The sequence below is a fragment of the Niallia taxi genome, assembly GCF_032818155.1.
Taxonomy (GTDB): Bacteria; Bacillota; Bacilli; order Bacillales; family Cytobacillaceae; genus Niallia; species Niallia taxi_A.
Genome location: NZ_CP102590.1, coordinates 331,920 through 344,629, shown reverse-complemented (window position 1 = coordinate 344,629; position 12,710 = coordinate 331,920). Strand labels below are relative to the sequence as shown.

Genomic DNA, 12,710 nt, shown 5'->3' with positions numbered 1-12,710 from the left:
GTAAGTTACAACTTAGTCGTCACTGACCCCTTTAATTAGACATTTCCATTATAAATTAAAAATGTAAGAAGAACTTAAATATATGGCTTTATAATTACGAGTCCTTTCCTTCAATAAGGAAAGGCTCTTTTTCTGTGCTTGGCAGGTAATTATATAAGTTATACGAAAAAAATGTAAAATCAAAACTATCAAATTACCCCATAAAATAAAACCCCAAACTCCAAAAAACCTAGTACAAATAATTCCAACTCCACTGGCCAAATTCCGCATTAAACATTCCACACAATTACCTTATAATCAATTTGTAAGCGATAACAAAAGGAGGGTTAGGGTTGCTTTTAAATGATAGCCAAATATTTTTAGATTTAGAGTTAAGTAATCGAGATGAGGTATTAGAGTTTATTTCTGTTCAAGCACAGCAATTAGGATTAATTGAAAATCAGGAAATTCTGTTAAAGGATTTTATTAGCAGGGAAGAGCAGTATCCTACAGCTTTTCAGGAGGGGATTGCTATTCCTCATGCTAAAAGTGCGACGGTTAAGAAGGCTACGCTCTTTTTTATTAAAACGACAGAAAACATTGATTGGAACTCTCCTGATCACTTTAAGGTGAAATTTATTTTTGCTATTCTTGTTCCGGAAATGGAGGCAGGTACGAAGCATATAAAAATTTTGTCAGCACTTGCTGGGAATCTAATAGAGGAGCAATTTCAAGAACGGCTTTTTAAAGTGAACACGAAAGATGATATTTTGAATTTATTTAAGAGTGTTGAAATGGAGGTTGTGTAAAGATGAAGTTTGTAGGAGTAACAGCTTGTATTGCAGGGTTAGCTCATACGCCAATGGCGGCTAAAGCTTTAGAAAAGGCCGGGGCTAAGCTAGGGCATTCGGTAAAAATGGAACAGCAAGGGGCTATGGGCTTTATAAATGATTTAACAGAGACAGATATTCGTGAGGCTGATGCAGTAATTATAGCTGCAGATAAGGCTATTGAAGGGGAGGAACGGTTTAAGGGGAAGCCAGTTGTCCGGGTGAAGCTGGGGCAGGCGGTTTCCCATGGTGAAGCTGTTATTGAAAAAATTGTTCAGGCTTTAGAAAAAAGAAACCAATCCTAATGCTATGGAGGAAAGAAAATGAAATCACAAGCCAATGCATTTAAAACCCATTTAATGACAGGTATTTCGTATGTTCTTCCGGTTATTATCGCTGGTTCTTTAGTTGTGGCACTTGCGAAAATCATAAGCTTTGCAGCTGGTTATACAGATTTAAGTCAATTTGCTGAAACAAGTGGTTTCCTTCATTATATATATTTATTTGAACAAGTTGGCTGGACTGCAATCGGGTTATTGAACCTGGTGCTAGGAGGTTATATAGCCTTTTCCATTGGAGGTAGGCCGGCGCTGGCAGCAGGTCTTGTCGGTGGCGCCTTAGCAAGCTCAACAAATGCTGGTTTTATTGGGGCTGTTGTGGCTGGTTTCTTTGCTGGTTGGCTGACAAATTGGGTGAAAAAGCGGATTGTTATTAGTGGCTCACTCGCAAGTGCAGTACCATTAATTATTCTCCCATTAATTACGGTGGGCGCGATAGGAATTTTAATGGCATTGGTCTTAGGTGGACCGTTAGGCTGGATTAATACATCCTTATTAAACTGGATTACGGAAATGACGCAAAGTAATGTTAATAATGTTGTTTTAGCATTGGTGCTTGGTGCCATGATTGCCTTTGACATGGGAGGACCAGTTAACAAGGCGGCATGGATGGCTGGTAATGCACTGATGATGAGTGGGATATACCTGCCTGCGATTTTAGTGAATATTGCAATTTGTATACCGCCATTAGGTTATGGGATTGCTACATTGCTTAAAAGGAAAAACTTCTCTCCAGAGCTTTTAGAGTCAGGTAAAGGGTCCTTAGTTATGGGGATCATTGGTATTACAGAGGGAGCGATTCCATTTACCTTAAAAAGTCCGTTAAAGCTGATACCGTTAAACGTTGTCGCTGGTGCTGTAGGAGCTGCCACTGCTGTACTGCTTGGTGCGCATGAGATTATGCCTCCGGTAGGTGGAGTTTATGGCTTCTTCACTGTCGGCAGTAGCTGGGCATATTTAGCTGGTATTTTAGTTGGTGCATTTATTATTGGCATTGGATCAAATTTGTTAGTTAATTTCCGGGATGACAAGGAACTGGAAACCAAACAGGCTGATAAACAAAAGGAAGAATTGGATGAGCTTGATATTAGTTTTGACTAAATATTAATTTTCATTGGGTAGATTCCTGCTTATAATCTATCAAGTCAGGAATCTACTATTTAAAATTATGAAGTGTATGTATCCACTAATTAAAGATAAGGAGTTTTGTACTAATGAAAAAAACAAAAGTCCATGTAGTTCCACATACTCATTGGGATAGAGAATGGTACTTTACATCGTCTAGATCAACTGTTTATTTAGTAAAGCATCTTCGAGAGGTTCTCGATACATTGGAAAACAATACGGATTTTGAATATTACTTGATGGATGCTCAGACATCTCTTATCGAAGACTATTTAAAATATCAACCAGAGGACAGAAACAGACTTGAAAAATTAGTTGCGGAGAAGCGGCTTTTAACAGGGCCTTGGTATACTCAAACAGACCAATTAGTCATTTCACAGGAATCTGTCGCACGAAATCTACTCTATGGTACTAAATATGCAAAGCAATTAGGACACTCCTTTGAAATTGGTTATGTGCCTGATGCATTCGGTCAAGGTGGAAACATGCCGCAAATTTACAAAAACTTTGGTATTAATCGGTTTTTATTTTGGCGTGGTGTGGCGGACAACCGTTTAAAACAAACTGAGTTTATTTGGGAGGGTGATGACGGAAGCCAGATGCTGGCTGAGCAAATCCCCTTTGGATATTACCATGGTGGCAATATCCCAGAAGAAGAGGCAGATATCATCCCTTATCTAGAGGAGTTTGTTGGTAAGCTAGAAGAAAAAGCCTCAACAAATAACGTGTATTTTCCTAATGGCTTTGATCAGGCACCTATTAGAACGAATCTTCCTGAAATTATTAATAAATTTAATGAGATGGATCCTAGTCGAGAATATATTCTCCAATCACCGGAGAAATTCTTTGATGCTCTTGAGCAAGAGGTAGAAAACCTTCCTGTGATTAAAGGTGAATTAACGGAGGGTAAGCATAGTAGGCTGCACAAGTCTATTTTCTCGACAAGAGCAGATTTAAAACAAGCAAACAATGAGATTGAAAACTTTTTGGTAAATGTCCTAGAGCCAGTACTTTCAATTAGTTTTTCGTTAGGGAATGTGTACCCGCATAGAGAGCTTGAAGAGATCTGGAAGCTGATGTTTGAAAATGCTGCTCATGATAGTATTGGCGGCTGTAATAGTGATACAACGAATCAGGATGTGAAGTATCGTTATAAGCTAGCGAAAGAAAAAGCGGAAAACCTTTTGGATATACATATGCGGTTAGTGACGGAAAGAATACCGTATCAGCATCATTTGAATTTCACTTTATTTAATCCGCTTCCATATCAACGGTCAGGAGTCGTTAAAGTGGGGCTGTATATTCCAGAAGAGAACTTTGTTATTAAAGATTATCATGGAAATGCCATGCCATTTGCCATTTTAAACAAAGTTGAATTAACCGATTATGTGTTAAAACAAACAATTCGTTTGAATCCAAGCAAAGAGATCTATATACCAGAAAAGGTCTTTTTAGCTGAGATTTTAATATATGTGACAAATCTAAATGGCCTTGGCTATGATAGCTTTTATTTGGAGCTGGATAGTGAATCGAATAAGAGCCTTGAAAATTCAAGTAATACCTTTAAAGAATCGTCTAAATCCCTAATAGAAAATGACTATTATGCTATTTCAGCAGCTGTAAATAATACACTAACTATTTTAGACAAAGCATCCGGAAAAGAATATAAAAACCAGATGATTTTCGTTGAAAATGGGGATGATGGTGACTCATATAATTACTCTCCACCTAGAGAGGACCTAGTAAGCTATTCAACAGATTCTGAATTAATAGATGTAAATTATTTTACCTCTGAGGTAGAGGAACATCTTGAAATAGCACTAAAAATGCAGGTGCCATATAATCTCGAGGATAGGGCAAACGGGATTGCCAACAAGGACTTTATCATTACCGCAAAAGTTGGCCTTCGGAAAAATGAAGAATTGATCCGTTTTGAAATTGATATCGACAATCAAGTACTGAGTCATCGCCTTTGTGTTCAATTTAATACAGAAATTATCAGCAAATTCTCTACTGCAGATCAGTTATTTGGAACAATTACTAGACCAGTTTATTTACCAGAAATGGAGGTTTGGAAAGAGGAGAAGTGGGAGGAGGCTCCGATATCAATCGAACCAATGCAAAGCTTTGTTTCCTTACATGATGAGAATTCTGTTGCTGCTATTTTCACAGAAGGGGTAAGAGAATATGAGATTGTTGGAAACTCATATGACACCATTCAATTAACTTTATTTAGAACCTTTAGTCATATGGGAAAAACGGACCTACTCTACAGACCAGGGCGTGCATCTGGAGAAAGCATTGTTGAGACCCCAGATGCCCAGTTACTTGGAAAATTAAAGGCAACTTTTGCTTATTATAGGAAGAATAACCAATCATTTGATGAAGTGAATATTGCAAGAATGGCAAAGGAATATTTATCACCAATTCCGTCCTACCAATTCTCTGATTTTCTAAATGGAAGAATGATTTATGCTTATCGCGATGAAGAAAAAACCAATCCGTTATCTTACAGCCTGTTTACTGTTGAAAAGATGACTTCTGTTATTAGCACAATTAAGAAAGCAGAAGAAAGTAATAATCTAATTGTCCGTCTCTTTAATCCTTATATAGAAAAGGTATCAACGATTGAAAAAGAACTAATAGAAAAAGGGAGCTTTGTGATGTTAGATGAATTAACGAAAGCAGATTTTACAGAAGAATTAGCCCCATATAAATTCTGTACCATCTCTATCCCATTATAGAAGCATTCCACCTACTGCAATAAGTGGGTGGAAGTTTTCATTTACATAAAAATTTGAGTGGGGCATTGTTTTATGTTCATTTGCTGAGATGACCAATCCTTCATGGAAAGGAGAAGTTCAACATGTTTGCAGACAACCGGAAAAATAAAATTTTTACCCTTTTAGAAGAAAATATGTGCGAATTTAATGGAGAAAAAATTGGCGAATTATTATCGATATCAGACCGAACTGTCCGTAAGGAAATTAAGGTGATGAATGAAGTTGGTAAGAATCATGGGTTTAGTATCAAAAATATGCGTGGGAAAGGTTTATACATAGATGTATTGGACCATCAAAATTTCCATCAATTTAAAAAAAGTAATGTAACTTCCCCTATTTATTTCGATATCAATTCAAAAGAAGAGAGAATAAAACAATGTATTATCATTCTGTTAAACGCACAGCAATTCATGACCTTGGAGGAATTGGCTGAAAAAATGTATGTTGGAAGAACTACTTTAAGCCATGAGATAAAAGAAATAAGAAATCTTCTTACTAGCTTCGATCTCTCCTTACACTCCAAGGTTGGAAAAGGAATATTTATCGAGGGCTCAGAGCGTAATAAACGGTGTGCATTGCTATCACTTATTGATGAATCCTTTGACAATTCTCAAATAGAACGGTATTTTGGCTGGAAGAATCAACAGCATTTTTTGGAAACATTACAAAAGCGGTTGCCACACTTATTTAGTACTTTTCATCTGTATTTTAGTGATGAAAACCTAAAGAACCTTATCTTTCACCTTGTTATAATGGCGGATCGAATACAGAATCAATTTGTACTTGAGCTTGAGTATGGGCGCGATAAGTGGGGACAATACACCGAATTAATGGAAGGTTTAATCGAATTATTGTCTGATGTCTTCTTAATAGACATTCCACTGTCGGAGCAAGATTACCTATTTATTCAAGTCAGAAGTAAAATTATTTCTGTTGTGGAGCAAAGTCAGCATTTAAATAATATTGTTACGGATTATATCCAGTTATTTTTAGATAAAATTAATGAAAATTATTATTATGACCTCAACAATGATGAACAGTTAAGAAGTGATTTACAGAGCCATATTAACTCCATGCTATTTCGAGTGAAAAATAACATTAGAGTAAGAAACCCAATGGAAGAACATATAAAAAAGTATTTTCCACTTGCATATGAAATTACTTTATATGCTGTGAAATCAATTAAAAATGAGTTGGATTATGAGGTTAACCATGGAGAAATTGCCTATTTATCCTTACATATTGGTGCTTCATTGGAGAGGAATTATCAGGTTAAATATGAACGGCATAATTCCTGTTTAATAGTTTGCGGCTCTGGAATAGGAACTGCCAGAATTATTGAAACAGCAATTAAACAGACTATTCCAGATTTATTTATAACAAAAACAATTTCAGCACAGAGGTACAGCACATTACCTTATGTGGAAGAAGACGTTGTAATTACGACCATTGATATAGAGGAAAAGAATAAACCAATTTTCAAAATAGAGAATTTGCCATCAAGGAGGCAGATTATTGATTTAGATAAAAAAATCACGAAAGAGCTAAGTCATACAACAGATCTTTTACTGAATTATTTCTCGCCAAAGTTATTTATAAAGAATTCTTTTAAACATAAAGACGAGGCAATCAAAGCACTAACTCACGCTATGGCGTTAGAAGAAGTAATCGATAATGAAGAGGAATTTTTAGCTGCTATTTTAAAAAGGGAGGAAATGGGCTCAACAGTAATGGGAGAAGGAGTAGCCGTCCCGCATCCTTTAAATCTTCTTTCCAAGCGAACACAGATTGGTATCGCTCTAACAGAAGAACCAATTGATTGGGGAAACGGGCAGAAAGCACAGCTGATCTTTCTCCTCGCCATCAGTAAAGAAGACTACGAAGAAGCAATGGGTATTTATGATTTTCTTGTCGATATTATCCGCGAGAAACAAGCGACTGAACTAAGTACTGCGAGAAATTTTAATGAATTTACTTTGAAAGCTAGAATGATTTATTCGTGAGTATGGCTTATATATATAACTTTCTAATGGGTATGTTTGGTGTATCAGTATAACTTTAAATAAAAAGTTAACTGCAGTTACAAGGAATTCTGATACAGAGTATAAAATATTAAATGATATCGCTTTTCAGCTTGGGAATAATACAAAAGCGACAGGTAAAATTAAGTTATTTACAGAACTAGATACATGGTACATGTGATAGTTGTAGCCAGGTAATAGCTGATTTTGCCAAAAAATATATAAACATTGAATTAGAGGTAATCCATAATAACGGAAATAGACTAAAACCAAACTAGTATGTAAGTAATGGAGAGATTTTTAATGGAAGACTGGACATATAACGAGTTGTTTGAAACAATTCAAGACATAGACATGCAATAGCAAGGTTAGCAGATGATTTTAATAACTTAGGAAAAATAGAGGTTATTATTGTAGATGTTGCTATAGCAGAGATTTTAATCACCTATGATGAAGTTTTCGTTGGTTGGATTGTCAATATTATATCAAACAGCTTTTTTAAGGGACGATTGTTTGTAGTCAATCGGGCTTACATAACCTAGTGTTCCATGGATTCGAAGCTTGTTAACTTTAAAGGAGATGAAACTTACATCAAGACGTCTAAGGAAGAGTGGCTTTCTCATTATCAACATGTTTTCGAAACGTTGGACTTTAAACATGATTCTAAAATGCTTTCAAATGTTTGTATGGTCTACCTTCCAGGGCTTTGGGTGTAAGAGGGAGATCTATAATGAATCTCAATTGATAGCAAGTTGCAGTGATCGGCCAAACAATCAAGCAGATTGTCTATACCGTTTACTTTTTGAATAACATAGACAAATTTATCCTAGTACTTATTTACATCATCTGAGAAACTTTTTTGAAGTTCATTATATAGTTAGTTAAGTGTGAAACTCAAAACAAATTTTCCCTAGTGTATGTAAAAATACACATGACGGAAAGGTAAGTGCGTATTTTGTTAAAGTAATGTAAAACGACTGAAATGTCCATATAATACTCAAAGAAAGGAAACAAAATAAATGCCATTGGAAATTGTTCGTCAGGATCTTACGAAGATGAAGGTAGACGCGATTGTGAATCCCACAAATACAGAATTGAAAATAGGCGGAGGCGTTAGTGGAGCTATTTTTCAAGCTGCCGGTGTGGTTGAGCTGAAACAAGCATTTGATGATGTAGGTGGTTGTCCAGTTGGCCAAGCCATTATAACGAATGGATTTCGGTTGCCTTCCAAATATATCATTCACACAGCAGGACCAGTGTGGAAGGGTGGTTCTTATAGGGAAGCAGAACTCTTGAAGAATTCATATGCTCATTCTCTGGAACTAGCTGAAAAATATCAATGTGAGTCAGTTGCCTTCCCACTCATTTCAGCAGGCTTCTCAGGATATCCAAAAGAAGAGGCATTACAAATTGCTGTATCTACGATTAGTGAATTTTTAGTGAATCATGAGATGCATGTTTACCTAGTCGTTTTTGATAAAACGTCATTTGGGTTAAGTCAACATTTATTCCAATCAATTAATGAATATATAGATGAGAATTATGTAGAGGAAGTAGAGGCTAATTTCAGTCGTCGTATCGAACATTTTACTAATGAACCATTGCTAGAATCTGAGATAATATCGGACGAAATCCAGGTAAAACAGAGTGAAATCATAATCGAAAGTAGCTTACTGCATCTAGTAGAGGAACTTGATGAGTCTTTTTCAGAACGTTTACTTAGGATGATTGATGAAAGAGAAATGACAGATGTTGAGACTTATAAAAGAGCAAATATTGATCGTCGCTTATTTTCGAAAATTCGGAATGAATTGGGTTACTCGCCTAAAAAGAAAACAGCTATTGCCTTTGCCATCGCTTTACATCTAAATGTAGATGAAACAAACGACTTACTGTCTGCTGCAGGATATACATTGTCACATAGTAGTATATTTGATGTAATTATCAAATATTTTATCAAGCAGGGCAATTATAATATTCACCAAATAAATGAAGCATTGTTTGCTTTTGATCAAACTTTACTAGGTGCTTAAAAATGTCGCTTTTCATGCGACCAACTCGAACTGAATTCTTGGTATCCTTCATTTATAAGTAAAATGAAGAAATGAAGAGTGGAGGATGAAAAGTGATGAAAAAGAGTATTACCGAGATAGTGTTTATTTTAGACAAGAGTGGTTCAATGTCGGGGCTGGAAACGGATACAATAGGTGGCTTTAATTCAATGCTGAATAAACAAAAAAAAGCCGAAGGAGAAGCTTTTGTCACTACTGTATTATTTGATCATGGTTATGAGTTATTGCACGATCACATCAATGTAAGAGGTATTTCACCTATTACTGATAAGGATTATGAAGTAGGTGGGACGACAGCATTATTGGATGCAATCGGCTTTACCATCCAAAAAGTTGTAAATATACAGAAGCGCACCAGTGTAGAAGAACGAGCGGGTCAGGTACTTTTCATCATCACAACGGATGGTATGGAAAATGCCAGTCGTGAATTCTCCCTTAGCAAAATAAAGAAAATGATAGAACACCAAAAAGAGAAACACGGATGGGATTTCATGTTTCTAGGGGCCAATATTGATGCTGTTTCAACTGCTGCACAATTTGGAATCAATGAGGACTTTGCAGTTGACTATCATGCGGCCAATGTAGGAACAAAATTAAACTATGAAATGGTAAGTGAGGCAGTAATAAAGCTACGACACGGAAAAAAAATCGACCGAAGTTGGAAAGAAAGAATTGAACGAGATTATAATCAACGTTCGAGAAACGATTACTAGGGGGAGTTCTGGTAGTTAATTTCAGAAAGTGATCGGTTAGATCGTGCCTAAGATCGTAAGATTGTTAGCCTTATTGGTAATTGAAAAGGAGAGGTTTCAATGAAAAGGTCAGCTATCTTTGATGAATATAGGAAATATAGATATTCTTTAACGCGTGACTGGAATGAAAAAGGTCCTAAAGTTGTTTTTATTATGCTTAATCCTAGCTTGGCAAACGATAAAGAAGATGATAGGACAACTAAAAGAATAATAAATTTCGCAAAAAAGTTTGGATATGGCTCGTTGGATGTAGTGAATCTATTTGCTTACATTACCCCTAAATATAAAGAACTTAAAGATTTAGAAAAAAGTGAAGCAATTGGGAGAGAAAATTATAAGTATTTAATTCGAGCATTAAATAGTGCTGATAAGATAATTGCAGCCTGGGGAGAAAACTGCACAATTCACCAAAGAGATATAGAGATTGACCAACTTTTAGATGGTTATGACATTGATAGTTTGGGACCACTAACTAGAGACGGATATCCTAGACATCCATTATACCTTTCAAATGATGTAGAACTTCTTCCGTATAAAAGATCGATAAAGAGAGTACCGAAATTGGACAGAACTGTTCCAGCTATTGAGCATCAAGGTCAAGATTTTGAAGTTCTTATGCGGAGATATAAAGACTTTTTAATACAGGAATATCATTTAAGTGAAAGCTCAGCTAAGGATTATGTGGGTCGTTACAAGGGGATTATCAACAGAGGGACCTATAATGGAGGTAGTCTGATGACTCCTACTTTGAAAGCAGCTATTGAAAAGGAATTTCCAAATTCAAAAAAACACTATGTGCTAACTCTAGAAAGATATATTGAATTCCAATTTATAGTACTGCTAAAAGGGAGCATGTTACTTATCTAATTAGACAAGTGACATGCTCTCTTTTAGTATCTACGCTTTTCCATATTTTAGCAGTTTGTTATGATAATGACTGTATCAATGTAGCGAGGATAGAAGACGTGTACTTATGGATTTAAGAGGGCTGCAAGAGGTAATAGATAGAGTTATAAAAGAAGTGTGGATATTAAATATATCAAAGGATTATAAATCATTCTATTTGCTTAAAGAGGATACACTCAAGAATGCTCTTTATTACCACCTCTGGACAAGGCTTCAGCATTTTTTTGAACAGAACACCGTAAGGATTTACACTGAATACTTTTTATAAAGGCTTTGTAGCAGATCTTGCAATTGTAAAGCTTTATGTTTATCCAGGATCAATGATTATTTAAAGGATGAGGTAGAGTCAGTTCTTGCTATTGTTGAAATCAAATACAAGGCTTGTTTGGCGGAAAGCCTTTTACAGCTGATGTTAGGAAAATTAAGGGTTACATAGATAAATCTCCTCAAGATGTAACCCAATACTATCTTGCTTTCGTACATGAAATTGAATATGAAAATATTGAGGATGATTCTTGGTTAACTACATCCCAACAAAAGTGGGCAAATGGTAGATTGTCAGAGTTATCAGGGCATTATATTAATGGGAAAATGCAATAGAAGGTACTATCCCATTATGGCATGAACGAGAATTATAAATGGGAATACCGTTTTACGGGGGAAGAACTATCTACGGCTGTAACTCAATTTAATTAACTAAAATATTCTCATGCCTTCTATCATCATTTATTAGTTGTTGTTAAGAGTGAAACAGAGGTTACCCAAGAGCTGGTGGATGCGGTTAATTATTTGATGATTGGAAGTTAGGGAAAGTATCGGTCGAGAAGTAGTTCGAAGGTTAACATAGATGGAAAAAAGTATTATGTAGCACAAGCAACACCACAAAATAAACAGGCTAAAGCAAAAGCAACGGAACAAGGGCATATAAATGCTGGATTAAAGTTTCGGGATAACAAAATGACCTTTAATAAGTTTAAAAGTGAAATAAGCTCTATTACAGGCACCTCAACTGTATTACCTGCCTTCTATACTCATATATGGAAGTCATCTGAATTCCCAACTCTACACGTTAAGGTTTGGCGTACCTACAATTGGAACAAAGGTGAAAATCTTAAAAAACATACAAAATCTATGTCCTGGATTCACTACGAACAATATACAGCATTTTTCAATGGATTAGTTGAAGTTTCGGGTGAGGAATGAGAAAGGTTGACAAGGGTATTTGGGTTATTGGTGAGAAACTAACAGTGGAGAGTGTGTAATAAATAACTATGATAACACGGAGGTTACATTTTTAATTAGATATTCCTTTCTTTACATATTAATTTATCTATATAGTTGGGATTTAAAAAATGAAAATATCTAAGGAAAAGGCGTGAAGCCATAAAAGGTTTTTATCAAGGTCAAGGCTACTGAACAATAAAGTCAAATCGCGCATTTTCATAGCTCATGTAGTTTTATTGCTTAGAAGTGGCAGTTTAGCTGGTTTCTGTGGTTGTTTTTGTTTCTTCAAAAAGATTTATTAAAAACAGACCAACATTAAAAGAACCTTTTATTAGCTTTTTCTACAGACTGTTAACTCCCACACAAGAGTTTACACTGCATGGCGTTCCAGGTTAACCTAATTCAATAATTAGTAACAAAAAACAAATCGAAGCATAAGCAAGATATAATTCGATATCAGGGAAATAAGAAAACATATGCTTAAAAAGATGATACTTATTTGCAATTTGAAAACCTAGAAAAAGATAATCCGGTCATGTATTGAAAATCTGATTGAATATGTCTACTTTAAACAAGATTAGCCGATAGGTATTAAGTCATTTGTATATACTCTTTTCTGTCTATTTAATCTACGAATAATTGATCATTTAAATTACTCACTGGGAACTTGTATTAATATA

At 35.5% G+C, this 12,710-nt stretch carries 10 protein-coding genes and 1 pseudogene; all 11 read left to right on the top strand.

The features are described 5' to 3' along the window. The first annotated feature begins 332 nt into the window (after positions 1–332). Positions 333–788 (top strand): PTS sugar transporter subunit IIA, encoded by a 456-nt coding sequence (locus NQZ71_RS20865; protein ID WP_317012310.1) that lies wholly within the window; start codon positions 333–335, stop codon positions 786–788. A gap of 2 nt (positions 789–790) precedes the next feature. Beyond that, positions 791–1,114 (top strand): PTS fructose transporter subunit IIB, encoded by a 324-nt coding sequence (locus tag NQZ71_RS20860; RefSeq protein WP_317012309.1) that lies wholly within the window; start codon positions 791–793, stop codon positions 1,112–1,114. A gap of 18 nt (positions 1,115–1,132) precedes the next feature. Continuing rightward, positions 1,133–2,248 carry a PTS fructose transporter subunit IIC gene (locus NQZ71_RS20855; protein WP_317012308.1) on the top strand — a complete coding sequence of 372 codons (1,116 nt, stop codon included), beginning with the start codon at positions 1,133–1,135 and terminating at the stop codon, positions 2,246–2,248. 113 nt (positions 2,249–2,361) lie between these two features. Continuing rightward, the gene (gene mngB, locus NQZ71_RS20850) at positions 2,362–5,016 is read left to right on the top strand and encodes a mannosylglycerate hydrolase (protein ID WP_317012307.1); all 2,655 of its coding nucleotides are present in this window, start codon (positions 2,362–2,364) and stop codon (positions 5,014–5,016) included. Between the two features lie 122 nt (positions 5,017–5,138). Further along, positions 5,139–7,058 (top strand): BglG family transcription antiterminator, encoded by a 1,920-nt coding sequence (locus NQZ71_RS20845; protein ID WP_317012306.1) that lies wholly within the window; start codon positions 5,139–5,141, stop codon positions 7,056–7,058. A gap of 43 nt (positions 7,059–7,101) precedes the next feature. After that, complete coding sequence (locus NQZ71_RS26235) at positions 7,102–7,257, top strand: deaminase domain-containing protein (RefSeq protein WP_394374156.1); 156 nt, start codon at positions 7,102–7,104, stop codon at positions 7,255–7,257. After that, positions 7,241–7,354 carry a deaminase domain-containing protein gene (locus tag NQZ71_RS20840; RefSeq protein WP_317012498.1) on the top strand — a complete coding sequence of 38 codons (114 nt, stop codon included), beginning with the start codon at positions 7,241–7,243 and terminating at the stop codon, positions 7,352–7,354. Before NQZ71_RS26235 ends, NQZ71_RS20840 begins: the two co-directional genes overlap by 17 nt. A gap of 25 nt (positions 7,355–7,379) precedes the next feature. Further along, positions 7,380–7,558: pseudogene (locus tag NQZ71_RS20835) on the top strand (Imm3 family immunity protein); the annotation flags it as partial. A gap of 537 nt (positions 7,559–8,095) precedes the next feature. Continuing rightward, on the top strand, positions 8,096–9,109 hold the full coding sequence (locus tag NQZ71_RS20830) for a macro domain-containing protein (RefSeq protein ID WP_317012304.1): 1,014 nt from the start codon (positions 8,096–8,098) through the stop codon (positions 9,107–9,109). Positions 9,110–9,204: 95 nt separating this feature from the next. Next, positions 9,205–9,861: a vWA domain-containing protein gene (locus NQZ71_RS20825; RefSeq protein ID WP_317012497.1), complete on the top strand. Its 657-nt coding sequence runs from the start codon at positions 9,205–9,207 to the stop codon at positions 9,859–9,861. A 99-nt stretch (positions 9,862–9,960) separates the two neighbouring features. Further along, positions 9,961–10,767 (top strand): DUF1643 domain-containing protein, encoded by an 807-nt coding sequence (locus NQZ71_RS20820; RefSeq protein WP_317012303.1) that lies wholly within the window; start codon positions 9,961–9,963, stop codon positions 10,765–10,767. Positions 10,768–12,710 lie beyond the last annotated feature (1,943 nt).